The 23779-nt window shown below is 67.8% G+C and carries 27 protein-coding genes; 14 read left to right on the forward strand and 13 right to left on the reverse strand.

The window, feature by feature from the left end:
- Nucleotides 1-3: 3 nt before the first annotated feature.
- The 3 genes from C9412_RS02385 to C9412_RS02395 are packed head-to-tail and all read right to left on the reverse strand — an operon-like array spanning nucleotide 4 to nucleotide 3438.
- Nucleotides 4-1128, reverse strand: a complete 1125-nt coding sequence (locus C9412_RS02385; protein WP_107230147.1) for a Gfo/Idh/MocA family oxidoreductase — start codon at nucleotides 1126-1128, stop codon at nucleotides 4-6.
- A 12-nt stretch (nucleotides 1129-1140) separates the two neighbouring features.
- Entirely contained in the window at nucleotides 1141-2358 is a 1218-nt protein-coding gene (locus C9412_RS02390; RefSeq protein ID WP_107230148.1) for a nucleoside permease, read from the reverse strand.
- Between the two features lie 27 nt (nucleotides 2359-2385).
- Nucleotides 2386-3438 (reverse strand): sugar phosphate isomerase/epimerase family protein, encoded by a 1053-nt coding sequence (locus C9412_RS02395; RefSeq protein WP_107230149.1) that lies wholly within the window; start codon nucleotides 3436-3438, stop codon nucleotides 2386-2388.
- Between the two features lie 95 nt (nucleotides 3439-3533).
- Between C9412_RS02395 and C9412_RS02400 the strand changes: the two genes are divergently transcribed.
- Nucleotides 3534-4541, forward strand: a complete 1008-nt coding sequence (locus C9412_RS02400; protein ID WP_107230150.1) for a LacI family DNA-binding transcriptional regulator — start codon at nucleotides 3534-3536, stop codon at nucleotides 4539-4541.
- Between the two features lie 15 nt (nucleotides 4542-4556).
- Here C9412_RS02400 and arsB read toward each other — a convergent pair whose 3' ends face one another.
- Genes arsB through C9412_RS02415 form a run of 3 tightly spaced genes read right to left on the reverse strand, consistent with a single transcriptional unit; the run spans nucleotide 4557 to nucleotide 6447 of the window.
- Entirely contained in the window at nucleotides 4557-5582 is a 1026-nt protein-coding gene (arsB, locus tag C9412_RS02405) for an ACR3 family arsenite efflux transporter (protein ID WP_107230151.1), read from the reverse strand.
- Between the two features lie 14 nt (nucleotides 5583-5596).
- The gene (locus C9412_RS02410) at nucleotides 5597-6103 is read right to left on the reverse strand and encodes an arsenate reductase ArsC (RefSeq protein ID WP_107230152.1); all 507 of its coding nucleotides are present in this window, start codon (nucleotides 6101-6103) and stop codon (nucleotides 5597-5599) included.
- A gap of 14 nt (nucleotides 6104-6117) precedes the next feature.
- Nucleotides 6118-6447 (reverse strand): metalloregulator ArsR/SmtB family transcription factor, encoded by a 330-nt coding sequence (locus C9412_RS02415; RefSeq protein WP_107230153.1) that lies wholly within the window; start codon nucleotides 6445-6447, stop codon nucleotides 6118-6120.
- Between the two features lie 17 nt (nucleotides 6448-6464).
- On the opposite strand from C9412_RS02415, the gene arsH reads away from it, so the two are divergent.
- The 6 genes from arsH to C9412_RS02445 all read left to right on the forward strand — a co-directional run bounded on the left by arsH (nucleotide 6465) and on the right by C9412_RS02445 (nucleotide 12323).
- The gene (gene arsH, locus C9412_RS02420; RefSeq protein ID WP_107230154.1) at nucleotides 6465-7196 is read left to right on the forward strand and encodes an arsenical resistance protein ArsH; all 732 of its coding nucleotides are present in this window, start codon (nucleotides 6465-6467) and stop codon (nucleotides 7194-7196) included.
- 113 nt (nucleotides 7197-7309) lie between these two features.
- Nucleotides 7310-8362 (forward strand): sensor domain-containing diguanylate cyclase, encoded by a 1053-nt coding sequence (locus tag C9412_RS02425; protein WP_107230155.1) that lies wholly within the window; start codon nucleotides 7310-7312, stop codon nucleotides 8360-8362.
- Nucleotides 8363-8477: 115 nt separating this feature from the next.
- A complete protein-coding gene (locus tag C9412_RS02430) occupies nucleotides 8478-9503 on the forward strand; it encodes an AI-2E family transporter (RefSeq protein WP_107230156.1) in 1026 nt (341 codons plus the stop codon).
- A 55-nt stretch (nucleotides 9504-9558) separates the two neighbouring features.
- Nucleotides 9559-11301 (forward strand): GGDEF domain-containing protein, encoded by a 1743-nt coding sequence (locus tag C9412_RS02435; RefSeq protein WP_107230157.1) that lies wholly within the window; start codon nucleotides 9559-9561, stop codon nucleotides 11299-11301.
- A 70-nt stretch (nucleotides 11302-11371) separates the two neighbouring features.
- Nucleotides 11372-11806, forward strand: coding sequence for a hypothetical protein (locus C9412_RS02440; protein WP_107230158.1), 435 nt, complete (start codon nucleotides 11372-11374; stop codon nucleotides 11804-11806).
- Between the two features lie 13 nt (nucleotides 11807-11819).
- Nucleotides 11820-12323: a GNAT family N-acetyltransferase gene (locus C9412_RS02445; RefSeq protein WP_107230159.1), complete on the forward strand. Its 504-nt coding sequence runs from the start codon at nucleotides 11820-11822 to the stop codon at nucleotides 12321-12323.
- A 22-nt stretch (nucleotides 12324-12345) separates the two neighbouring features.
- Here the strand turns inward: C9412_RS02445 and C9412_RS02450 are convergent, their stop codons facing one another.
- Both C9412_RS02450 and C9412_RS02455 read right to left on the reverse strand, forming a co-directional pair.
- Complete coding sequence (locus C9412_RS02450; protein ID WP_107230160.1) at nucleotides 12346-13737, reverse strand: DUF2867 domain-containing protein; 1392 nt, start codon at nucleotides 13735-13737, stop codon at nucleotides 12346-12348.
- A gap of 24 nt (nucleotides 13738-13761) precedes the next feature.
- Nucleotides 13762-14079 carry a metalloregulator ArsR/SmtB family transcription factor gene (locus tag C9412_RS02455; RefSeq protein ID WP_219906178.1) on the reverse strand — a complete coding sequence of 106 codons (318 nt, stop codon included), beginning with the start codon at nucleotides 14077-14079 and terminating at the stop codon, nucleotides 13762-13764.
- A gap of 242 nt (nucleotides 14080-14321) precedes the next feature.
- Between C9412_RS02455 and C9412_RS02460 the strand changes: the two genes are divergently transcribed.
- From C9412_RS02460 to C9412_RS02480, 5 genes are all read left to right on the forward strand, one after another.
- Nucleotides 14322-14789 (forward strand): DUF2975 domain-containing protein, encoded by a 468-nt coding sequence (locus C9412_RS02460; RefSeq protein WP_107230423.1) that lies wholly within the window; start codon nucleotides 14322-14324, stop codon nucleotides 14787-14789.
- A 13-nt stretch (nucleotides 14790-14802) separates the two neighbouring features.
- On the forward strand, nucleotides 14803-15027 hold the full coding sequence (locus C9412_RS02465) for a helix-turn-helix transcriptional regulator (RefSeq protein WP_107230162.1): 225 nt from the start codon (nucleotides 14803-14805) through the stop codon (nucleotides 15025-15027).
- A 43-nt stretch (nucleotides 15028-15070) separates the two neighbouring features.
- Nucleotides 15071-16612 (forward strand): TerC family protein, encoded by a 1542-nt coding sequence (locus tag C9412_RS02470; RefSeq protein ID WP_107230163.1) that lies wholly within the window; start codon nucleotides 15071-15073, stop codon nucleotides 16610-16612.
- Between the two features lie 149 nt (nucleotides 16613-16761).
- Nucleotides 16762-17898, forward strand: coding sequence for a metallophosphoesterase (locus C9412_RS02475; protein WP_107230164.1), 1137 nt, complete (start codon nucleotides 16762-16764; stop codon nucleotides 17896-17898).
- Nucleotides 17899-17964: 66 nt separating this feature from the next.
- On the forward strand, nucleotides 17965-18369 hold the full coding sequence (locus C9412_RS02480) for a hypothetical protein (RefSeq protein WP_107230165.1): 405 nt from the start codon (nucleotides 17965-17967) through the stop codon (nucleotides 18367-18369).
- 46 nt (nucleotides 18370-18415) lie between these two features.
- Here C9412_RS02480 and C9412_RS02485 read toward each other — a convergent pair whose 3' ends face one another.
- From C9412_RS02485 to C9412_RS02505, 5 genes are all read right to left on the reverse strand, one after another.
- Nucleotides 18416-19054 carry a ferric reductase-like transmembrane domain-containing protein gene (locus C9412_RS02485; RefSeq protein WP_107230166.1) on the reverse strand — a complete coding sequence of 213 codons (639 nt, stop codon included), beginning with the start codon at nucleotides 19052-19054 and terminating at the stop codon, nucleotides 18416-18418.
- A 148-nt stretch (nucleotides 19055-19202) separates the two neighbouring features.
- The gene (locus C9412_RS02490; protein WP_107230167.1) at nucleotides 19203-19937 is read right to left on the reverse strand and encodes a putative DNA-binding domain-containing protein; all 735 of its coding nucleotides are present in this window, start codon (nucleotides 19935-19937) and stop codon (nucleotides 19203-19205) included.
- On the reverse strand, nucleotides 19930-20775 hold the full coding sequence (locus tag C9412_RS02495) for a DUF692 domain-containing protein (protein ID WP_107230168.1): 846 nt from the start codon (nucleotides 20773-20775) through the stop codon (nucleotides 19930-19932). Before C9412_RS02495 ends, C9412_RS02490 begins: the two co-directional genes overlap by 8 nt.
- Before the next feature lie 54 nt (nucleotides 20776-20829).
- Nucleotides 20830-21306 carry a hypothetical protein gene (locus tag C9412_RS02500; RefSeq protein ID WP_107230169.1) on the reverse strand — a complete coding sequence of 159 codons (477 nt, stop codon included), beginning with the start codon at nucleotides 21304-21306 and terminating at the stop codon, nucleotides 20830-20832.
- 94 nt (nucleotides 21307-21400) lie between these two features.
- Complete coding sequence (locus C9412_RS02505) at nucleotides 21401-22045, reverse strand: DoxX family protein (protein ID WP_107230170.1); 645 nt, start codon at nucleotides 22043-22045, stop codon at nucleotides 21401-21403.
- Between the two features lie 370 nt (nucleotides 22046-22415).
- Between C9412_RS02505 and C9412_RS02510 the strand changes: the two genes are divergently transcribed.
- Nucleotides 22416-23210, forward strand: coding sequence for an alpha/beta hydrolase (locus C9412_RS02510; RefSeq protein ID WP_107230171.1), 795 nt, complete (start codon nucleotides 22416-22418; stop codon nucleotides 23208-23210).
- 3 nt (nucleotides 23211-23213) lie between these two features.
- A complete protein-coding gene (locus tag C9412_RS02515) occupies nucleotides 23214-23759 on the forward strand; it encodes a redoxin family protein (protein ID WP_107230424.1) in 546 nt (181 codons plus the stop codon).
- Nucleotides 23760-23779: the final 20 nt, after the last annotated feature.

Here is a 23779-nt window from a genome sequence, read left to right on the forward strand (position 1 = left end):
GGTTCAGTCGATGGTGGTCCAGGCACGCGTCCAGGCTGAGGCGATGACGCGGTCAACGATCCGCGCTGAGCGCACGCCGTCGTCGAAGGTCGGCAGACCCTCGGCGCGTTCGCCGTCGAGGGCGCGATAGGTGTCGGCGACAAATGCGTCGAAGCACGCGCTGTAGCCCTGTGCGTGCCCGGCCGGCAGCACCGACAGCCGGCGCTGATCGGCACTTCCCGCGCCCGGGCCGCGCACGAAGATTTCCTCGCGCTGGTCGGGCCGGCCGATCCACAGCCGCTCTGCATCTTCCTGGTTGAAGGCCACGCTGGCCCGGGCACCATCGATCTCGAACCAGAGCCGATTGTGCCGACCGGCCGAGACCTGGCTGGTCGTCAACGATGCCAGCGTGCCGGCGCCGGTCCTGAACATGGCTATCGCCACATCTTCGCTGACCACCGTCTGCAGCGCGCCGCCGGCGGCCGGGGTGCTGAAGCTCTGCGCGGTGCCGGCGCCGCGCTCACTGATCACGGTGTCGAACGCCGCGCTGACCTCGGTGAAGCGTTCGCCGCTGACCCATTCCACCAGATCGCACCAGTGCGAGCCGATGTCGGCGAACACGCGGGAGGCACCGCCCAATGCCGGGTCCACGCGCCAGTTGTTGCTGGCCGGGTCCAGCAGCCAGTCCTGCAGGTAGCTGCCGTGGATCAGGTGCAACGGCCCCAGTTCGCCCTGTGCAATGCGCGCGCGCGCTTCGCGCACCACCGGGTGGTAGCGGTAGACGAAGGGAATCGTGGCGACAAGGCCGCGCGAGGCGGCCAGCGCCGCCAGCGCCTGGGCATCGGCCAGGGTGGTGGCCAGCGGCTTCTCGCAGATCACGTGCTTGCCCGCCTCCAGCACGGCTTGTGCCATCGGCCGGTGCAGGTGGTTGGGCGTGCAGACGTGCACGACCTGCACCTGCGGATCGGCGATGACCTCTTCGATATCCCGATAGGCGCGCGTGACATTCCACGAATGAGCAACCTCGCGTGCACGGTCCGGCGAAGAGCCGGCAACACCGCAGATCCGGGCACCGGCCAGCAGCGCCGCGCGACGGTGCACGGCGCCGATCATGCCGGTTCCGATGATGGCGATTCCAGGTGTTGGCATCGGCAGGCGTCCTCAGGGGGTGGAAGGGGCGGCAGCAACGGCCGGCCGGTCGCGGAACAGCAGCAGAAACGCGATCAGCACGAGCAGGGCGACGCCGGCCGGGAACAGCCAGATCTGCTGCCAGTCCGGCCCTGCTGCGGTGGTGAAGTGCTCCACCACCGCGCCGGACAGGAAGGTGCCGATCAGCATGCCCACACCATAGGTGGCCAGGGTGATGAAGCCCTGTGCACTGCTGCGCGCGTCGGGGCCGGCATGTGCATCGGTATAGATCTGGCCGGTAACGAAGAAGAAGTCGTAGCAGATACCGTGCAGCACGATGCCGATCACCAGCAGCGAGAAGCCGCTGCCGGCATCGCCGAAGGCGAACAGGGCATAGCGCAGCACCCACGCGGCCATGCCAACGGCCAGCATCGTCTTCACCCCCAGCCGCACGAACAGGAACGGCATGGCCAGCATCAACAGCACTTCGGACACCTGGCCCAGCGATTGCAGGCCGGCAGCGCCACGTACGCCGAGGTCGTTGAGGTAGGGGTTGGTGAAGTTGTAGTAGAACGCCAGCGGGATGCAGATGGCGATGGAGGCCAGGAAGAACACCAGGTAGGAACGTGACTTCAGCAGCCGCAGCGAATCCAGCCCCAGGATCTGCCCCAGCCCGGCATCGCGCTGCCGGGCCAGCGGCGGCGTGTGCGGCAGGGTGAACGCATACAGCCCCAGCAGCAGCGATGCCACGGCGGCCATCTGGAAGGTGAGTTCGAGCCGGTGGGCCTGTTCCCAGCCCAGCCAGCCGATCAGCACACCGGCCACGATCCAGCCGACGCTGCCGGCCACGCGCACCAGCGGGAACTGCTTTTCCGGCGACTGCATGTGCCGCATCGCCACGCTGTTGGCCAGCGCCAGCGTGGGCATGAACAGCAGCATGTAGCCCATCACGCAGGCGGAGAACATGCTGAAACTGGTGGCGGTGGAGGCAAGCCACAGCAGTACCGCGCCGGCCAGGTGCAGCACCGCCAGGATGCGCTGCGCGGCGAAGTAGCGGTCTGCGATCAGCCCGACCAGGAACGGCGCGACGATCGCACCGATCGACTGGCTGAGGAAGGCGGTGGCCACCTGGCTGGCGCTGGCCTGCAGCGGGCCCTGCACCAGGTAGGTGCCCAGGGTCACGAACCAGGCGCCCCAGATGAAGAACTGCAGGAACATCATCGCGCCCAAGCGCGACATGGCGTGCGTCATGGCTTGCCCTCCCGGGGCGGTAATGGCTCAGATTCCCAGCATGCGGTGCAGTGAAGCGGTGTCGGTGCCGCTGTCGGCGAAGTCGTCGAAGGCGCGTTCGGTCACACGGATGATGTGGTCGCGGATGAAGGCCACGCCCTCGCGTGCGCCGTCCTCCGGGTGCTTCAGGCAGCACTCCCATTCGAGCACGGCCCAGCCCGGGAAGTCGTACTGCGCGAACTTCGAGAAGATCGCCTTGAAGTCGATCTGGCCATCCCCCAGCGAGCGGAACCGCCCCGGGCGATCGATCCAGTCCTGGTAGCCGCCATACACGCCGCTGCGCGCGCTGGGGCGGTACTCGGCATCCTTGACATGGAAGATGCCGATGCGGTCGTGATAGCGATCGATGAAGCCGAGGTAGTCCAGCTGCTGCAGCAGCAGGTGGCTGGGGTCGTAGAGGATCTTCGCGCGTGGATGCTGGTCGACCACCTCGAGGAAACGTTCGAAGGTTGCGCCGTCGTGCAGGTCTTCGCCCGGGTGGATCTCGAAACACAGATCGACGCCGCAGGCATCGAACGCATCGAGGATGGGCCGCCAGCGGCGGCCGAGTTCGGCGAAGGCTTCTTCCGCCAGGCCGTGGGGGCGCTGTGGCCAGGGGTAGAAGTAGGGCCAGGCCAACGCGCCGGAGAAGGTGGCATGCGCGCTCAACCCGAGGTTCCGGCTGGCCTGGGCCGCCAGCAGCAGCTGCTCGACCGCCCAGGCCTGCCGTGCCGCCGGATCGCCGCGCTTGTCCGCCGGCGCAAACCCGTCGAACAGGCTGTCGTAGGCGGGATGGACGGCCACCAGCTGCCCTTGCAGGTGGGTGGACAGCTCGGTGATCTGCAGCCCGTGCCCGGCCAGCATGCCGGCGATGTCATCGCAGTAGGTCTGGCTGCGCGCGGCCTCGGCCAGATCGAACAGGTGGGGCGCGTTGGTGGGTACTTGTACGCCAGAATAGCCCAGGCCCGCAGCCCAGCCGGCCAGCGTGTCCAGTCGATCAAAAGGAGCTGTGTCGCCGATGAACTGCGCCAGGAACAGCGCGGGACCCTTGAGCGTCTTCAAGAGGATTCGCCCTCGATGCAATCGATTGCATTATCCTAGCAGGGGCGCACGCAGGAGCTGTTGTGCACTGCACAGCGGACAGGAGGACTAACGCCATGGCCACCATCTACGACATTGCAAAGCACGTTGGCGTCTCCGCCGGCACGGTGTCGCGCGCGCTTTCGCGGCCGGACAAGGTACTGCCGGCCACGCGCACCCGCATCGAGCAGGCCGCCGCCGCGCTGGGCTATGTGCCCAACACGGTCGCGCGGACGCTCAAGACCCAGCGCAGCGGCAAGATCCTGGTCACCGTGCCGGACATCGCCAACCCGTTCTTCGCGCAGATCCTGCAGGGTGCCGAAGACGCCGCGCAGGCGCTCGGCTACGCGGTACTGCTGGGCGATACCCAGGACCAACCCGACCGCGAGGAGCGCTACGCACAGATGCTCCGTCGCAACGAGGCCGACGGCATGATCGTGCTCGGGCATCGCCTGCCGCCCACCGCACGCGCCATCGTCGAGCAGCAGGGGGCCGCCGCACCGGTGGTCAATGGCTGCGAGTTCGACCCGGCGCTCGGGCTGCCCAGCGTCCACATCGACAATGCGGCCGCCGCACGCGCGGTGATGGAACACCTGTATGCGCTGGGCCACGAGCGGATCGCCGTGGTCGGCGGGCCGCCCGACAACCCGCTGCACCAGCAGCGCCTGGAAGGGGTGCGGGCTGCCGCCAGGGCGCGCGGTCGCCTGCGCCAGCTGAACATCGTGCCGGGTGATTTCTCGGTCGATTCCGGCCATGCCGCGGCGACGGCGCTGCTGGCCGCCACGCCCGTACCGACGGCGATCTTCTGCTTCAGCGATCAGATGGCGCTGGGGGCCCTGGCGGCCTGCCGCGATCTGGGCATCGGCGTGCCCGATGACCTGTCCATCGTCGGCTTCGATGATCTGGCGTCGTCGCGTTACCTCACGCCGCCGCTGACCACCATCCGGCAGCCGATGCGGGAAATCGGCGAGCGCGCGGTCAACCTGCTGCTGGCCATCATCGAGCGTGCCGATGTACCGCTTCAGCAGACGCTGGAGTTCAGCCTGATGGTACGGGGCTCGACGGCGGCGCCACGGCGCGGGTGAGGGCGGGGCGCGCGATCATCGCCTGCGCTCGTACCAGCCCTGCGATGCGTTGACGATGCGGACCACCGACAGCATCACCGGTACCTCGATCAGCACGCCGACCACCGTCGCCAGCGCTGCACCGGAATGCACGCCGAACAGGCCCACCGCGGTCGCGACGGCCAGTTCGAAGAAGTTGCTGGCGCCGATCAGCGCCGATGGACCGGCCACGCAGTGGGCAACGCCCAGCTGCCGGTTCAACAGGTAGGCCAGCCCTGCGTTGAAGTACACCTGGATCAGGATCGGCACCGCGATCAGTGCGATGACCAGCGGCTGCTGCACGATCTGGCGGCCCTGGAAGCCGAACAACAGCAGCAGGGTCAGCAGCAGCGCGGCCAGCGACAGCGGACCGAGCGCGCGCAGCACGGCCTGCAGGCCGGCCGGGCCATGTCGCGCCAGCAGCATGCGGCGCAGCACTGCGGCAGCGATCACTGGCGCGATGATGTACAGGGCCACCGACAGGACCAGCGTATCCCACGGCACGCTGATGGCCGCCAGGCCCAGCAGCAACGCCACCACCGGCGCATAGGCCACCACCATGATCGCGTCGTTCAGCGCCACCTGGCTCAGCGTGAAGTTGGCATCGCCGCGGCACAGGTTGCTCCACACGAACACCATCGCCGTGCACGGCGCTGCCGCCAGCAGGATCAGGCCGGCGATGTAGCTGTCGGCCTGCCCGGGCGGCAGCCAGCCGGCGAAGGCATGGCGCAGGAACAGCCAGCCCAGCAGCGCCATCGAGAACGGCTTGACCGCCCAGTTGATGAACAGTGTCACGCCGATGCCCTTCCAGTGCTGGCCGACCTGGCGCATCGCGCCGAAGTCGACCTTCAGCAGCATCGGGATGATCATCAGCCAGATCAGCACCGCCATCGGCAGGTTGACCCTGGCCACTTCGGTGCGCGCCAGCGCGGCAAATGCAGCGGGCAGGAAATGGCCCAGTGCGGTGCCCGCCGCGATGCACAACGCGACCCACAAGGTGAGGTGGCGTTCGAAGCGCCCCATCGGAGCGGAACGGCTCATGCGTCCGGGTCTGCGGGCTGCACGAAACCGATCCGGTCCAGGGCGTGTTTCAGTTCACCACGGTCGTTCCAGGTGGCGGCCGGCAGGGCCAGCAGGGCGAGCAGCCGTGCCTTCACGATGGCATGGGCCTGGGCAAACGCCTGGGCCTTGTCGGCGTCGCTGCCTTCGACTGCGGCCGGATCCGGCAGGCCCCAGTGCGTGCGCAGGAAATCGCCGAACACCACCGGGCAGGTTTCCGCCGCAGCGGCGTCGCAGACGGTGATCACCAGATCCATCGGTGCGGCGTGGGCGAACACGTCCCAGGATTTGCTGTGCAGCCCGGCGGCGGCGATGCCGTCGGCCTGCAGCTGGGCGATGGCGAACGGATTGACCTGGCCGGTCGGCTGGCTGCCGGCACTGAAGACCTCGAAGCGATGCCCGGCCCACGCCCGCAGGGTGGCTTCGGCGAGCACACTGCGGGCGGAATTGCCGGTACACAGGAACAGCACGCGTAGGGGGGGCACAAGGAGATCTCCGCTCAGCAGGCGCAGTCGGGCGCGTTGGGGCTGCAGCCCGGCGCGGGTGAGCCGGCACAGCAGTTGTGGGTGAGGTAATCGATCAGGCCGGTCATGGCGTTGAAGTTGGCGCGGTAGCAGACGTTGCGGCCCTGGCTCTGGCTTTCCACCAGGCCGGCCTGCAGCAGTTCCTTCAGGTGGAAACTCAGCGTGGCCGGTGGCACCTGCAGGATCGAGGCGATGTCGCCGGCCATGCGCCCCGCGGGCCCGGCTTCGACCAGCAGGCGGAAGGCGGCCAGGCGGGTGGCGTGGCCGAGGGCGGTGAGGGCCGCGATTGCAATCTTCGTTTCCATATTTCTAGAATAATCGAATGAACAAGCCGATCTCAAGTACCGCACTGCCGAATCTGCTCGAAGCCGCCCTTCCGCAGCCCGATCCCATCCTGCTGGCCGCCGGCGATGCCGGGCCTCCCAGGATCCTGCTGCTGTATGGCTCGCTGCGGCCAGAATCGTTCAGCCGCAAGCTGGCACTGGAGGCTGAGCTCGTGCTGCGCCATCTCGGCTGCCAGACGCGGGTGTTCGACCCGCACGGGTTGCCGATGCTGGACAGCACCGACAAGCACCACCCGGAGGTGCAGCGCCTGCGTGCGTGGTCGCTATGGGCCGAGGGCCACGTGTGGATCAGTCCGGAACGCCACGGCACGGTGACCGGCGTGTTCAAGAACCAGATCGACTGGTTGCCGCTGGAGGAGGGCGGGATGCGTCCCACCCAGGGCAGGACGCTTGCGGTGATGCAGGTCAGCGGGGGCTCGCAGTCGTTCAACACCGTCAACACGCTGCGTGTACTGGGGCGCTGGATGCGCATGCTGACCATTCCCAACCAGTCGTCGGTGGCCAAGGCCTGGCAGGAGTTTGACGATGACGGACGGATGAAGCCCTCCGCGTTCTATGACCGGGTGGTGGATGTGATGGAGGAGCTGGTCAAATTCACCCTGCTGACACGCGGTCGGTCGGATTACCTGGTGGATCGCTACAGCGAACGCAAGGGCAATCAGCAGGCGGCCGTGCTCGCCGGCGCTTCGGGAGCGGATGCAGCGAAGTAGTTCCACTGAGTTCGATGCCACCTTGATCCCGAATTGACGCAAAGCTGTCAGACTCGTTGCAGGCCGCCCGCCAGGGCCGTAGTGGAACGTGCGATCACGCAAGGGGGTCGTCAATGCCTTACTTCACCGACTCGACGGAAGTGGCGGTCGAAGGCATTGGCGCGGCCCGGCGCATCGGCTGGATGCGCTTCGTCGGCAACGGACTGGGTGCGGTTCCCATCGCCTCGATCATGCTTGAGCGCCAGGATGGCACGCTGGCCTGGCTCCTGTTGCTGCTCAACGCGCTGGCCTGGCCGGCGCTGGCGCTGCTGCTGACCCATCGTTCGCGCCAGCCCGCAGTGGTGCAGTTCCGCTGCATGGTGGTCGATTCCCTCTTCGGCGGCGGCTGGATCGCTTTCATGGGCCTCAGTGCGGTGCCCAGTGCACTGTTCGCCGCGTTGCTGGTGGCCGACAAGATCGCCGCCGGCGGCGTGCGCCTGGCACTGCGCGCAACGCTGGCGCTGGTGCTGGGTTTCGCGCTCACCTGGTGGATGCTGGGGTTCCCGTACCAACCGGTGTCGTCGCAGCGCACGATCGTGCTCAGCGTGCCCTTCCTGTTTGTCTACGGCATCGGGCTCAGCATCCTCAGCTGGCAGCTGGCGCGCCGGGTCAAATCACAGAACCGGCAGCTGCAACGGTTGAGCCGGATGGATCCGCTGGTTGAACTGGCCAACCGTGGTTTCCTGATCGTGCGCGCGCAGCAGGCGCTGGACCGCGCACAGGGGCAGGGCGGTTTCGCCTGCCTGCTGATGCTGGACGTGGACGATTTCAAGCACATCAACGATTCCCATGGCCACCGCGCCGGGGACGAAGTGCTGCGCCACATCGCCGCTACCCTGCGCAGCTTCGCCCGGCCCGGCGATACGCCCGCGCGGCTGGGCGGCGACGAGTTCGTGGTACTGCTGCATGACTGCGCGCCGGTGGATGCGATGCATGTGGCCGAGCGCGTCCGGCTGCGCCTGCTGGAGGCGGCCCGGCAGGCCACCCCGGGCGTCGAGTTCAGCGTCAGCATCGGCATCGCGGCCACCCCCCGGGGCGGCAGTGTGGAGGACTGGCTGGCGCTGGCCGACCGCGCCCTCTACCACGCCAAGCGCCAGGGCAAGAACACCGCCAGCTACGGCGAATGAGGCCACCTGCACCGCGGCGCCGCCAGTCCGTGGCTGGCCCGGTGGCGGTTCAGCCTGCACGCGGCATTGCGCCGGCAATCCTCTACCATGGGCCACCCTGCCCGGACGTACCGCCATGCAAGACGCTCTCGCTGCCCAGCCCAAGCCCCCCGTTGCACGGATCGCGGCCTGGTTGATGATGCTGCTGGGCATGTGGCTGGCGCTGAAACTGGGGCTGGTGGTGACGCTGTTGTCGGGCCTGCTGGTGTTCCAGCTGACCCATGTGCTGGCCTCCACGGTGGAGGGCCGGCTGCCGCCGGGACGGGCGCGGGCGATCGCGGTGATCCTGCTGTCCGCCGTGATCATCAGTGCATTGGTGCTGGCCGGGATCGGCATCGCCTCGTTCTTCCGCACCGAGACCGGCGGCCCGGACGCGCTGCTGGGGCACCTGATGGAGATCCTCAACAGTTCGCGCCATCAGGTACCGGCACTGCTGCAGCCCTATATTCCCGAAGACATGCCGGCATTGCGTGCGGCGCTCAACGAATGGGCGGCCGAACACCAGCGCCAGCTGGGTGTGGCCGGCACCTCGGCGGTGCAGGTGGGCGTGCGCATCCTGATCGGCATGGTGCTCGGGGCCATGATCGCGCTGTACGACGAACTGCCGCTGCCGAAGATGGGGCCGCTGGCGCAGGAACTGATCGGACGTACCAGCCGCATGGCCACCGCGTTCCGCCAGGTGGTGTTCGCGCAGGTCAAGATCTCGCTGCTCAACACCGTGTTCACCGGCATCTTCCTGCTGGGCGTGCTGCCGCTGTTCGGCGTGCACCTGCCGCTGTCCAAGACCCTGGTGCTGATCACCTTCCTGGCCGGCCTGCTGCCGGTGGTGGGCAACCTCATCTCCAACACCGTCATCACCATCGTCGCGCTGTCGGTCTCGTTCTATGTGGCGGTGGCCGCGCTGCTGTACCTGATCGTGATCCACAAGCTGGAGTACTTCCTCAACGCACGCATCGTCGGTGGCGAGATCCAGGCCCGTGCCTGGGAGCTGCTGCTGGCGATGCTGGTGATGGAAGCGGCGTTCGGCCTGCCGGGCCTGGTCGCCGCGCCGGTGTTCTATGCCTACGTCAAGCGCGAGCTGGTGGATCAGCGCTGGATCTGATCTGCGGTGACGTGGGCCGGCTGATCCACTGATCCACATGCAGGGGGCTACATCGATGGGTCGCAGGGCATCGCCAATCGGTCTGCAGACATGGCTCTGGATACTGGGCGGCCTGTTCGTGCTGTGCACGCTGCCGTTGATGGCCATCGCGCTGGTGCAGGGGACGCAGCGCTTCGTTGAAGCCGAGACCAACCTGGTCAGCCTGCGCCAGCTGCGCCAGACCTTCGAGCTGGCCAATCTGATCTCGGCCGAGCGTGGCCCGGCCAACAGCCTGCTCGGCGCAGACCCGGCCGACGCAGGCACGCACGCGCGATTGGCCGCGCAGCTGGCGGCGGCACGGCAACGGGTGGATGCCGCGCTGCTGCGCCTCGATGCGGTCTTCAAGGCCGACCCGGGAGAGGTGGATGGCCAGGGCCTGCTGGCCGATGCACGGCGCCGGTTGTCCTCGGCGCGCGCAGCGGTGGACCAGATCGTGGCACGACCACGCGATGCGCGGCGGGTGGAAGAGGTGGAGCGTGCGATCAGCAGCATGTTCGCCGTGGTCGATCGTCTGCACCTGCTGACCTCGGCACAGATCAACGCGCTGGTGCGCGCCGACCGCGAAGCTGCCATCCCGGCGATGCAGGGCCAGGTGCTGATCGACCTGCGCGAACACGGTGGCCGGCTGGCCTCCAACGTGATGGCGCCGGTGGCAGTACCCGGCGCGTGGCGCGATGAGCAGGTGCGCGCCGCGTTGCAGACCGAAGGCCGCCTGCTCGAGCTGTGGCACCTGGCAGGCAGTCATGAGTCGGTGTTCCGCAGTGACCCGACGCTGTCCTGGCATTGGGACATGGCGCGACGGCAGTTCTTCGGCGAGTCGCTGCCGATGATCGAGCAGCTGATCGAGGATGGCAGGCGCGGCCGTCCACCGCCGTGGACCGCTGCCGAGTTCACCACGCGCTACGTACCGACGCTGCGTTCGCTGGAGGAACTGCGCGACGGCTATCTGCGGGTGTCGATCGATCGCTTCGAGCACGCCCGCAACCGCGAGGCGACACGGCTGGGGGTGCTGGTGGCCACCGCGCTGGGTACGCTGCTGGTGTTGGGCGGCGCCCTGCGCATCGCACATCGGCAGATCCTGCGCCCGCTGCTGCAGGCGCAGAAGCAGGTGATCCAGATCGCCTCGGACACACCCGGTCCGGAGCAGCACGCCACCCATCCACTGGCCGAGATGCAACGCCTGTTCGATGCCATCGAAGTGCTGCGCGGGAGCTCGCGCGAACGCTCGGCGCTGACCAGTGAACTGCGCCAGCTGGCCGGCACCGATGAACTGACCGGGCTGTTGAACCGGCGCGCGCTGGAAGAAAAAGTGCAGCAGCGCCATGCCGACGGAGACGCGGATGCCGTAGTGATCCTGCTGGACGTGGACCGCTTCAAGGCCATCAACGATGGCCATGGCCACGATGCCGGCGACGCGGTGCTGGTACAGGTGGCCCGATTGCTGCAGCGTCATCTGCGCCGCAGCGACAGCATTGCCCGCTACGGCGGCGAGGAGTTCCTGGTGCTGCTGGCCGACGGTGACCTGGCCGCCGGCCGGCAGCTGGCCGAATCGCTGCGCGTGGCCCTGCGCCAGCTCGATATTGCGGTGGCCGGTGACGGCGTGCTGCGGGTGACTGCCAGCTTCGGCGTGGCGCAGGGTGGCACCGATGCGCTGGGCTGGCGGGCCCTGCTGCGCGCTGCCGACGCGGCGATGTACCAGGCCAAAGCGCAGGGCCGTGATCGGGTGCGGGTGGCCGGCGGTGGACGTAGTGGGCGCTGAGGCCGGCGTTCATCGCCGGCGCACGCGCCGGCCCCTAGACTGGCCGCCCCGAACGTTGCAGGAGCTGGACATGATCATGCGCCCCCTTCTGGCTGCCATGCTGCTGGCCGGCGTGCTGGCTGGCTGCAGCACGCCCTCGCAGACGTCGGCCGATGAGCCGCACCCTCCCACTCTGGGCGCCGGCCTGAGCCCGGTGCCGGCCTTCACGGGCGGCGGTGCCGGCTGGCGCATCGAGATCGCGTCCACCGGCAAGGGCAACCACGATGCCAGCCTCAGCGCCGATGGCCGCACCCACACCGGCACGCTGCGCTATCTGGGCCAACCCGCCGATGCACCCAGTACGCTGATCGTGCTCAACGGAGAGCTGGGCAGGCAGCCGGCCATTGTCGAGATCAAGCGCGAGTCGTGCCGCAATGCCGAAGGCGTGGATACCCAGGCCAGCGTGCAGGTGACGCTGCAAGGGCAACCGCAGCGCCGTGGCTGCGGCCACCTGGCGGTGTACTGAGCCGGCATGGGCCATGCTTGAGATCCCCACCCTGCACACCGCACGCCTGCGGCTGCGCCCGCAACGGCTGGACGACTTCGGCGTCTATGCAGCGTTCCTGGCATCGCCGCGCGCACGCGGCATGGGCGGTCCGTTTGGCGAAGTGGCGGCCTGGGGCCAGTTCTGCCATGACCTGGCCAGCTGGCACCTGTTCGGCCACGGCGCGCTGATGATCGAGCGGAGCGACAGTGGCGCCTGCATCGGCCAGGTCGGCATCAATCACGGCCCGCTGTTCCCGGAAAAGGAACTGGGCTGGTTGCTGTACGACGGCCACGAAGGGCAGGGCTTTGCCACCGAAGCGGCCGGCGCGCTGCGCGACTGGGCATTCGTGGTGGTGCAGCTGCCGACCCTGGTCAGCTACATGGCGCCGGACAATATCGCCTCGCAGGCGGTGGCAAGGCGCCTGGGCGGCGTGCTCGATGCGCAGGCCACGCGCAGCGACGCGCAGGATCTGGTGTACCGCTACATCTCGGGGTAGTGCCGGCCGCTGGCCGGCATCATCAACGCACCGGGCCGGTTGCAAACTCATCGAGATCGGCCAGTTCCGGTGCCAGTGCATGTTCCACCGCACGGCGCAGCAATGCAGGAGCCACGTAGTGCCGATGCGTGCTGTCGATCAGCGCCATGTAGAGGCGACCGAAGGCATTGTGGGTCTGCACGCGCGTGCCCAGGCTGATTTCGATGTGGCCTTCGGCACACCGTTGAACCCGTACGCGGCTGCGGAAGCGCAGGTGCCGATCATCAGCACCGAGCAGCACTTCGGCGTAGTCGTTTTCTGCGTCGATGTGCGAATCCAGCACCGGATAGCGGCCGGCGAACAACCGGCTGCGATCGGCCGACAGCAGCGATGATACTGGGCACCCCAGCGGCGACGTCCGCAACCGAAGCGGCGCGACCAGACGGTTGCGAAGCGCCATCAGGTGGCCCACGCCGGCAGGCGGATTGCGCAGAAATCCTTCCAGGACATCAGCCAGCAGCGCAGATGTGGAACGATGTGAGACCTGCGTGTGGTCCAGACGCAGCGTGGTCAGGTCCTGGTAGTGGCTGTGTGGCAGTGCGGCAGCCAGCAGGCCTTCGCTGGCGGCGGACCTTGACTGGATCGGGTAGCCTGGCGTCGCGCGTTCGACGAAGCCCCGCAGCGGTCGCAGCGAAATCCGCCGTAGCGGGCCGAGCAGGGCGCGGGCCTGCGTGCACAGGCGGGCGCACAGGCTCGGCGCCGGCGCCTGCAGCGACAGCCGCAGCAGAGGCGCCGCTGCCAAGGCTTCAGGCGTCGGCACATGCGCGTCCGGCAGTACATCGGTCAGGCTGGGAATGTCGGCGGCATTGCGGCTTATCAGCGCGTGCGTCTGTTCGGTCATCGCCCCGGCCAGCTCGTTGCTGTGGCACGACAATGCGAACAGCGCGGGATGGGCCGGATGGTTGGAGGTGAACTGGTGCCAGGTGCCGCCGCCGAAGCGCACGGTGAACAGGCAGTCCGGCGGTATGCGGATACGCCGCAGTGAACGTGCGAAGGCGCCGGGATCGCCTGCCAGCTGGGCGTCCGAGGCGACGGCGAAGCGCAGCTCGGCGCCCGAGCTGCCGGCGATGGCCGTGAACATCCGTGGTCCCGCATGGCGATGGAACGGGTGGCCACCCGCTCCCACCGCGAAGCTGTACAGCGAAGAGGCATCGCCGTGTTGCAGATGCATGCCGCCCAGCCGGGCCGAAGGCTCGTCCAGCGCGTCGATGAAGGCCGGGTGGTGACGCTGGCGTTGGCTGGCGTCGGCCACAAGCATGTCACCTGCACCGATGCCGAGCTGCGCGATGAGGGTCACTTCGGTCGGGCTGCTACCGGCCTGCGCGGGAAGCTGCACCGCCGGAAACGAACGGTCATCGCGGATCGAAGCAGGCATCGTCAGACTCCTTGGCGGGCGCGCTCAGCGCGCAGGGGACTTGCGGCGCGCGCGTGCTTCGCGCTTGAGTGGGCCACCCACCGGACAGACTTCGGCGGCCCAGGAGAACAGCGTGTTGGCCAGGCGGTCGGGCACCTGGCGGAAGTACACGAACTGGCCGCGCTTCTCGCGTTCGATCAGGCCGGCATCCTCGAGGATGCGCAGGTGGCTGGACAGCGCGGGCTTGCTGAAGTCGAAGCGTTCGGCCAGCTCGCCGGCACTGAGCTCGCCGGCACTGAGGTAGGCCAGGATCTGCCGGCGTGCGGTGGAGGCGAGGGCTTCGAAGATGCGGTCCATGACGATATGATTAACTAATTCGTTAACTGATATTCCATCGGGCGACTACCTGGCGTCAAGCGGGTGCGGGACATACGCGCGATTCAGTCTTTCACGCCGGTTGTGGTATATCGTTTATCGATAAATACACCCCGGGGCGGCGAGGCCACCCCAATGCCGGAGGCCGCTTGACCGCTCGTCCCGCTCGCGCCACTGCTGCGCGAGGCTTGTTCACCCTGGCCCTGGCCGCCGTCCAGGCGGTCCGCGCGATGTGCTGGCTGGGCATCCTGGCCGCCCTGCTGGCCGTGCCGCTGGTGGCCCATGATCGTCGCTGGCTGCTCGACAGCGTGCATGACACCGCTGCGGCGGCCGCGCACGGCAGCGACCTGTTTCTGCATTTCTGCCTGGGGCTGGGCGCGATCATTGCCCTGCTGGTGCTGTGCCTGCTGTTCCTGCGTCACCTGCTGCGGCTGCTGAAGTCGGCCGCGCGCGAGCGTCCGTTCACCCACGCCAATGCACAGCGCCTGCAGCGCATGGCCTGGCTGATGCTGGCCATGGAACTGCTGTCGATCCTGATCGGCGCCTACGCGGCCTGGATGGGGCCGGACTTCACCTGGATGGAAGTCGGCGGCGGCATGTCGATCACCGGCCTGGTGGCGGTACTGATGCTGTTCGTGCTGGCGCGGGTGTTTGCCGTGGGCGCGGCGATGCGCGATGACCTGGACGGTGTGATCTGATGGGCGCGCGCTGATGGCGATCATCATCACCCTGGACCGCATGCTGCAGGAGCGGGGCATGACCCTGTCCGAGCTGGCGGCGCGCATCGACATCACCCTGGCGAACCTGTCGATCCTGAAGACCGGCAAGGCGCGCGCCATCCGCTTTTCCACCCTGGATGCCATCTGCCGGGAGCTGCAATGCACGCCCGGCGACCTGCTCGGGCATGACCCGGCGCAGGTGCAGGAGGGTGACTGAGTGGCTTTCCCTTTTTCTTCCCTACTGACGAAACGGACCTGAAATGGAATGGTTGGCTGACCCCTCGATCTGGATGGGCCTTGCAACCCTGGTCGTGCTGGAGATCGTGCTCGGCATCGACAACCTGGTGTTCATCGCGATCCTGGCCGACAAGCTGCCGCCGCACCAGCGCGACCGCGCGCGGGTAATCGGCCTGGCGCTGGCGTTGCTGATGCGGCTGGTGCTGCTGGCCGCGCTGGCCTGGATCATGAAGCTGACCGAACCGCTGCTCACGCTGTTCGACCACAGTTTCTCCGGGCGTGACCTGATCCTGCTGGGCGGCGGCCTGTTCCTGCTGTTCAAGGGCACGATGGAGCTGCACGAACGGCTGGAAGGCCGCGAGCACCATGAAGACGGCAAGAAGGTCTATGCCAGTTTTGCGATGGTGGTGGCGCAGATCGTCGTGCTCGATGCGGTGTTCTCGCTGGACTCGGTGATCACCGCGGTCGGCATGGTCGACAACCTGGGCGTGATGTACGCGGCGGTGACCATCGCGATGGCACTGATGCTGGTGGCCAGCAAGCCGCTGACCCGCTTCGTCAACAAGCATCCTACGGTGGTGGTGCTGTGCCTGGGCTTCCTGCTGATGATCGGTTTCAGCCTGGTGGCCGAGGGCCTGGGCTACAAGATCCCGAAGGGCTATCTGTATGCGGCCATCGCCTTCTCGATCCTGGTCGAGGCGTTCAACCAGTGGGTGCGCTTCAACCGCGAGCGCAACGAGCGCCGGCAGCCGTTCCGCCAGCGCACCGCCGATGCGGTGCTGAGGATGCTCGGCGCGCGCCCGGCCAATGGCCACGACGATGCCGGCGAGGAGTCGCTTGAGGATGCCGAAGAGCGCCTGCAGCCGGCCGAGCACGAGATGATCCGCAGCGTGCTGGGCCTGGCCGACCGGCCGGTGTCGAGCGTGATGACCGTGCGCGCCGACGTGCAGTGGATCGATCTGGCGCGTGGCCAGGACGATGTGGTTGCACGCCTGGTGGCCTCGCCGCATACCCGCCTGCTGGTGGGTGACGGCGATCTGGACAGCCTGCGCGGCGTGGTGCAGAGCCGCGATCTGCTGGCCGACCTGCTGCAGGGCAGGCCGCTGCAGCTGGAAGGCAATCTGCGCGAGCCGCAGTACGTGTTGTCCAGTGCCAGCGCGTTGCAGGCCCTGGAACTGATCCGCCAGCACCCGGTGCCGCTGGCGGTAGCGGTGGACGAGTACGGCAGCGTGGAAGGCCTGGTCACCGCCAATGACCTGCTGGCCGCCATTGCCGGTGACCTGGTCGACACCCAGGACGAGCGCTATGGCGTAATCGCGCAGGGCGAGCAGCAGTGGGAAGCCGACGGTGCGTTGACCCTGGACGACCTGCAGCGGCTGACCGGTGTGTCGTTGCCGCGCAGTGCCGACTACATGACCATCTCCGGGCTGGTGCTGGAGCAGCTGGGCCGCCTGCCGGACATCGGTGACGCGGTGGAGATCGCCGACGTGCGCATCACCGTACTGGCGATGGAGAAGCGCCGCATCGCCCGCCTGCGGGTGGAGCGCCTCGACGGAATGGCTTGACCCGCCTGTCCCTGTAGAGCCGAGCCATGCTCGGCTGCCGGTCACGTAGAGTCGAGCTTGCTCGACTGGTCTTGAGCAGCCGAGCATGGCTCGGCTCTACACAACGCGGCCGGCACCGTTCACCATGGCGGGCCCGCTTTCTTCACCGGATGGTTGCAGTGCTGAGTACGATCGGTTTGTTGATGGGCCTGTATGTGGCCTGGCGCCTGTTCTGGCCACTGCGCATGCAGGCCTGGCTGAAGATCGTGCTGTCGCTGCTGCTGGTGGCCATTGCGGTGCAGCTGCGCATCGTGGCTACCTTCTGGGGCACGATGGCATCGCCGGAGATTCCGAAGCTGGCCATCGCCACGCTGGCCACCGGATCGACGGCGGTGCTGCTGCTGGCGTTGGCCATGCTGGTGCTGGATGCCGGCCTGCTGCTTTCCCGCCTGCTGCGTTGGCAGCGCGCCGCGTCGGCGCTTCGCGGCGCGAAGCTGCGGCCCGTGGCCGGCGTGCTGGCCCTGCTGGCCAGTGGCTATGGCATCAGCCAGGGCATGGCCGTGCCCCAGGCCCGGCAGATTGAGGTGGCGATCAACGATCTGCCGCCCGCGTTCGACGGCTACCGCGTGCTGCAGCTGACCGACATCCATGCCAGCCGCCTGCTGACCGGCGATTGGGTGCGCAAGGTGGTGGCCGCGAGCAACGCATTGAAGCCGGACCTGATCGTGATCACTGGTGACCTGATCGATGGCAGCGTGCACGCCCGCCGCGATGATGCGCGCCCGCTGGCCGATCTGCGCGCACCCGACGGCGTCATTGCCATCACCGGCAACCACGAGTACTACGCGCAGTACCAGGACTGGATGCAGGCGTTCCGCGCGCTGCACATGCAGGTGCTGGAGAACAGCCATCTGCAGGTACGCCGTGGTGACGCCGCGCTGACCATCGCCGGTGTCACCGATCCGGTGGCGGCCCGCTATGGCCTGCCGTTGCCGGATATCGATGCCGCGCTGGCCGGGGCTGATCGGTCCGCGCCGGTGATCCTGCTCGATCACCGTCCGCGCAATGCGCGCGAGGCCGCCGCCCGTGGCGTGGCGCTGCAGCTGTCCGGGCATACCCATGGTGGGCAGATCATCGGCATGGACCAGCTGGTGAAGCGGGCCAACGGGGGTTTCGTCTCCGGGCGCTACGAAGTCGATGGCATGACCTTGTATGTGAGCAACGGTGCCGGTCTGTGGGCAGGTTTCCCGGCGCGCATCGGCGTGCCGTCGGAGATCACCCTGATCACGCTGCGCCGGACGCTGTGACCTGAAGTGGGTCAGATCCCTTTCCCACCGGGAAAGGGATCTGACCCCGAAGACCTGGAAGGAACCATGGCCCACCCGCGCGCGCCAATGGAGCGTCTGATCCGAGCCAATGCCGAAGAGATCAACCGGCTCCGCCAGGCCGTCCGCGAAGCCGCTGGCGCGCGCTGGCGTGGCCCGGAAGAAATGCAGCGGCATGCGGCAGCCTGCGTGGAATACAACCAACGTTATGAACAGCTTGCGTTTCCGGGTGGCTACGCCAATGCACTGAAGCAACTGGCTGAGCACGATCCGGATACGGTGGATGTCGTGCTGACCTTCCTCGAGGTGCGGCCATACTTCTTCCGTTCCGGATACATGTGGAAGACGCTGTTGAAGCGCGTGCAGCGGGTGCCGATGGGCGCCAAGCAGCAGGCCAGGCTGCAGAAGATCCTCGCGGCCTATGCGGTCTATCGCGCCGCGCGAAGCCAGTAGGGGGCAGATCCCTTGGCCGTTGGCAAGCGGATCTGGCCCCGACCGGTCACGCTGCGCGCGGCGCCGGCCGCGCATGCGCATTGCGCCGCAGCGACTGCGCCCGCTTGGCGATTGCGCGCACCACGAAAGCGGTGAACAGCAACGCCGAGGGCACCGCGTACCAGAAGTTGCCGGGCACGCGCTTGAAGTACGAATAGGTGAACACTGCGGCGATGATCCACATGCCGGTGACGTGCAGGCGACGCCACGCGGTCGGACCCATGCGGCGGGCGATGCCACGATGCGAGGTGATGGCCAGGGCAAGGATGGCCACGTAGCCGACCGAGCCCGGCAGGTTGGCCAGGGCCGAGCGCGCTGGCCAGAACGCAGGGTTGAGGATGCCGAAGGTGGTGATCGCCACCGCATGCAGCAGGTGCGAGAACGCAAACGACAGGCCGACGATACGCCGTTCGCGCAACAGGAAGCGGGTGAACGGGCCGGGCAGCAGGCTGGCGAACGAGGATGCGGTGAACGCGGCCAGGAACAGCAGGAACGATGTGCGCGCGGTAACCCGGATCGCCGCGCGGCTGCCTTCGATGATGTCGGGCTGCAGGGCGAACGCCGCCAGTGCGAATGCGATCAGGACCACGGCGATGGCCACGAACAGGCGCCAGCCGTGCAGAAGGGAAGTGTGGGAAACAGTCATGATCAGACCTCGAAGAACGGAGAGGGGCCATGCCGGCCTTTGGCCGGCCAGGGAAGGGGCCGAGCCGGCTGCTGGTCGGCCAGGGAAGGGGTAGTGCCGGCCGCTGGTCGGCCAGGGAAGGGGTAGTGCCGGCCGCTGGCCGGCTCGCTCAGCAGTCGTTCGTCACAACCAGCACGCCGCCCGCGCACAGCTCGCCCAGCAGCGGACTGCAGGCCGCACGCAGTTCGTCGGCGGCAACGCCATGCGCCTCGGCCAGTACCTGCAGCGCGTCTTCCACGCCGGCGCCGGCGTCGCCGAAAGCCGACAGCAACGCATACGTCAACGGTGCCAATTCCTCGACCCGCAGGCTGAAATCACCCAGGCGTCGCAGAAGCAGTAATGTCGGTATCGTGCTCGGCGCACCGTTCAATCCGGTATCCTCATGCACAGGCCACTGGTAGCCCAGTACCCGCACCAGTGGAGACAGCGCAAGCACGTTGCCTGCCTGTGGCTCATGCAATGGCATCTGGCCGGCGTCCCGCGCTTCGATGTGCAGTGCCTGCTGCGTGCTTTCGTAGTGCGCCAGTTCTGCGATCCAACCCGGCAGCGCGAGGTCTGCCTGCACGCCCAGCCACGCGGCGAATTCACCTGCGATCTGCGGGAACAACGGCGTATGGCAGGCATGGCGCGCGTAGTAGTGCTCGACGGTATCGCGCCAGCAGGCATCACCCAGCTGCGCCTGCAGGCGCGGCAGGCTGCCTGCCAGCAGGTTGTCCAGGCTGTCGATGCAGAGGCGGCGGTAGACCGCCATCCGTCGTGCATCGATGCCCTCGGGCGCGGGCATCGACGGATCGCGTACATGATCGGCCCAGCGCTGCTGCAGGGTCGCCAGCGACTCAGCCATGGGCCACCTCGGGCAGCAGCACATCGGCCTGCACCTGGCGGATCTGCTCGACCTCGGCCAGCAGCTCGGCCAGAGGAGGGAAGTTGAAATCACGTTCCAGCAGGGTAGGGCGCACGCCGACACGCGCATATGCCTCGTGCAGCAGGGCCCAGACCACGCCCTTCACCGGTGCGCCATGGGTGTCGATCTTGAAGCCGTCGTCTTCATCGAAGTGGCCGGCCACGTGCAGTGAGGCAACGCGATGCGCAGGTACGCGTGCCAGGAAATCGAAGGCGTCGTAGCCGTTGTTGCAGGCGTTGACGAAGACATTGTTGACGTCCAGCAGCAGGTCGCAGTCGGCCTCGGCCAGCACCGCAGTGATGAAGTCGATCTCGCTCATGTCCGCACCGGGCACGGCGTAGTAGGAGATGTTTTCCACGGCGATGCGCCGGCCGAGTGTGTCCTGCACCTGGCGGATGCGATTGGCGATGTGGTGCACGGCCTCGGCGGTGAACGGCAGCGGCAGCAGGTCGTAGACATGGCCGCCGGCGGCGCAGTAGCTCAGGTGTTCGCTGTACAGCTGCACCTGGTGCAGATCGAGGAAGGCACGGGTCTGCGCCAGCAGGGTACGGTCCAGCGGGTCGGGGCCGCCCAGAGACAACGAAAGGCCATGACAGGTCAGGCGATGGCGCTCGCTCAGCTGGCGCAGCGCGGCGCCGTGGGCGCCGCCCACACCGATCCAGTTGTCCGGCGACACTTCAAGGAAGTCGACAGCATCGGCCGGCATCGCCAGCAGTTCATCGATCAGGCCGCGGCGTAGGCCAAGACCGGCGCTGGCAGTGGGCAGGGGCGTGTGCATGGGCACTACTCCAGGCAAGGGCGCCGCCATTGCGGCGGCGCCGTGGGAACGCAATCAGTCGTTGACGCGGGAGAACAGACCCTTCGGCATCGGCTTGCCGTGGGCGGTGTAGACGCTGCGCAGGTAGTCGTGCGCTTCCTGCTCGCTGATGTAGCCGTCATGGTCGGCGTCGATGCGATCGAACTCGGCGGCGCGCTCGCCGGCCACGGCGTTGAACTCGGCCCGCGACACGCGGCCGTCGTGGTCACGGTCGGTGCGGGCGAACGAGGCATCGCCACACTTGCCTTCACCGCACTGGCCTTCGGCCACCTTGGCCTTGCCGGCGGGCTTGCTGGTGCTGGCCTTGTTGGCGCCGCACTTGCCTTCACCGCACTTGCCTTCGGCGGCGGCGCTCATCGAGACCGCGCTGATCGCCAACGGTTGGATCGCAGCGGCCTGGCCGGCCAGCAGCAGGCCACCGGCCAGGGCGATACCAATGGCGCCAATGCGCGGCAGGCGGGAAGCAGCGGTGTTCTTGGTCGAAACGGACATGGTGATGACTCCTTGGATTGGCACGCAGGGCGTGCGGGGTGGACGCCGCCTGGGGCGACGGAAAACAAAGGGAAACGGTGTGGTCGCTGTGGGATCAGCCGGTGCGGCGACGGCGCAGCCCGTAGGCCAGCAGCAGGGCTGCGCCGAGCAGGGCGCCACCGAAGCCGATGCCGGGCAGCAGCGCGGCAACCGGCAGCAGCAGGGCGATCAGGCTCACGCCCCAGCCGAGGCCGTCATTGCCGCCAGCGGCGCGTTGCGGGCCGGTCAGCAGCCGGTCCAGGCTGAGCGCACCACCGCCGTTGAGGATCAGCGGCAGCAGCATCGCCAGGAACAGCAGCGGCAGCTTGAAGTTGCCGTAGCCCTGGTCGGTGATCGCATAGCCCTGCCAGAGTTCGCCCAGGCCGTTCCACTGGTCGGGCCAGTGCACGGCGGCGATGGCGACGATGGTGAGTACCCAGAAGATGTAGGCCACCGAACGCGTGGCCAGGCCCAGCAGCAACAGCACCGCGCCCACCAGCTCCAGCCAGGTGGCCAACTGCCAGTTCAACGACGCCGGCAGGGTGGAAAACGGAAACGGGAAACGCCCTTCCAGATCGGCGAACCAGTTCTGCCCGCCCAGCTTCTCGCGGCCGGACTCGAAGAATTCCCAGGCCAGCAGTGCGCGCAGGGCCAGCGGCGAGAGCCAGCGGCCGACGGCATCCAGGCGGGGCGTATACACGGAAGAGGCGGTGCTGATCATGGTGGTGTCCTGCGGGCCAGTGGTCGATGGAGGCCATTCCAGGGCGCGCAGGTATCGGCAACGTGTGCTGTTGCCCGGGGTTTTGTCAGCGACTGTGGCCGCGTCGGGGGTTTCGTACAGTCCGTTACAAAGACGCCGCGTCGGGCGTTCGCCGGGCATCGCCCGGCGCTACCGCAGCCGGGGTCTCCTCGCGCGTGCATGCGGGGAACCTTCTCCACCCGGTAGCGCCGGGCGATGCCCGGCGGCCGAATGTATCCAACTGTAGGAACCCGCCGCCGCCCTACAGTCCGGTACAACTCGGCCCCACCGCGAAACAGCACCGATACACCCGCAGGCGGAAATGGCCACTCCCTACACCGGAGTGCCACCTATGATCCGCATCACGCTGCTCGCCGCTGCCATCGCCCTTGCCGGCGCCGCGACCCCCGCCTTCGCCGCACAGACCAACGCCAGCGCGCCGCCCACCGTCATCCTGGTCCACGGCGCCTTCGCCGATGGCTCCAGCTGGAACAAGGTCATCACCACGCTGCACGACTGGAAGGTGCCGGCAGTGGCGGTGCAGAACCCGCTGACCTCGCTGTCCGACGATGTGGCTGCGACCCGTCGCGCGATCGCTGCTGCGCCCGGCAAGGTGGTGCTGGTCGGCCACAGCTGGGGTGGCACGGTCATCACCGAAGCAGGCAACGACCCCAAAGTGCAGGCACTGGTGTACGTGGCCGCGTTCGCACCGGACGTGGGCCAGTCATCGGCGCAGCAGGGCGAGGGTTTCCCGGTGGGCCCGGGCCTGACCCGCCTGCAGGACCGCGACGGCTACCTGAGCCTGCCGGCCGCTGCCATCGCCGAGGATTTCGCGCCGGATGTGATGAAGAAAACCGCAGCGCTGCTGTACAGCACGCAGGTGCCACTGAAGGCCAGCGCACTCGGCGAAGCCGTGACCTCTGCGGCCTGGCGCAGCAAGCCGAGCTGGTATGTGCTCAGCCGTGACGATCGCATGCTGTCGCCGCAGCTGCAGGCCGCCACCGCAAGGCGCATTGGCGCGCAGCTGCAATCGATCGGCAGCAGCCACGTATCGTTGCTCTCGCATCCGGCCCAGGTGGCTGACAGCATTCTGGAAGCCGCAGGCGTGAAGCCGGCCGAACTGCCGCTGGCCGAGCAGGGGGGCTGAGTGATGGTCACCCTGCGCGCGTATGCGTTGCCGTTGCTGCTGGCTCTGACCGGGGGGGCTGCACTGCTGCTGGTCTGGCCCAGCCCGCAGGCCGATGCGCAGCCGGCCGAACCGGTGGCGGCTGCCGGTTTCGATGGCGGCGGCCCGTGGCACAACAGCCCGCCGCTGCGCCTGGAACAGTTGCGCGGGCAGGTGGTGCTGGTCGAGTTCTGGACCTATGGCTGCAGCAACTGCTTGAACGTGGCGCCGTATGTGCACCAGTGGCACGCACGCTATGCGCCGAAGGGCCTGCGCGTGGTGGGCGTGCATACGCCCGAGTTCGCCTACGAGGGACTGCAGGGCAACGTGCGCCACGCGATCCGTCGCCTGGATATCACCTGGCCGGTGGTGCAGGACAACCAGTACCGGATCTGGAACGCATGGGGCAACCGCTTCTGGCCGGCGCTGTACCTGCTCGACCGGCAGGGCAGGGTGGTCTACCGCCACTATGGTGAGGGCGACTACGCACGTACCGAAAGCGAGATCCAGCGCCTGCTGGCCAGCCCCTGAGCCGCGCTACCATGGCCGCG

This window comes from Stenotrophomonas sp. Nf1 (assembly GCF_003028475.1).
Classification (GTDB): Bacteria; Pseudomonadota; Gammaproteobacteria; order Xanthomonadales; family Xanthomonadaceae; genus Stenotrophomonas.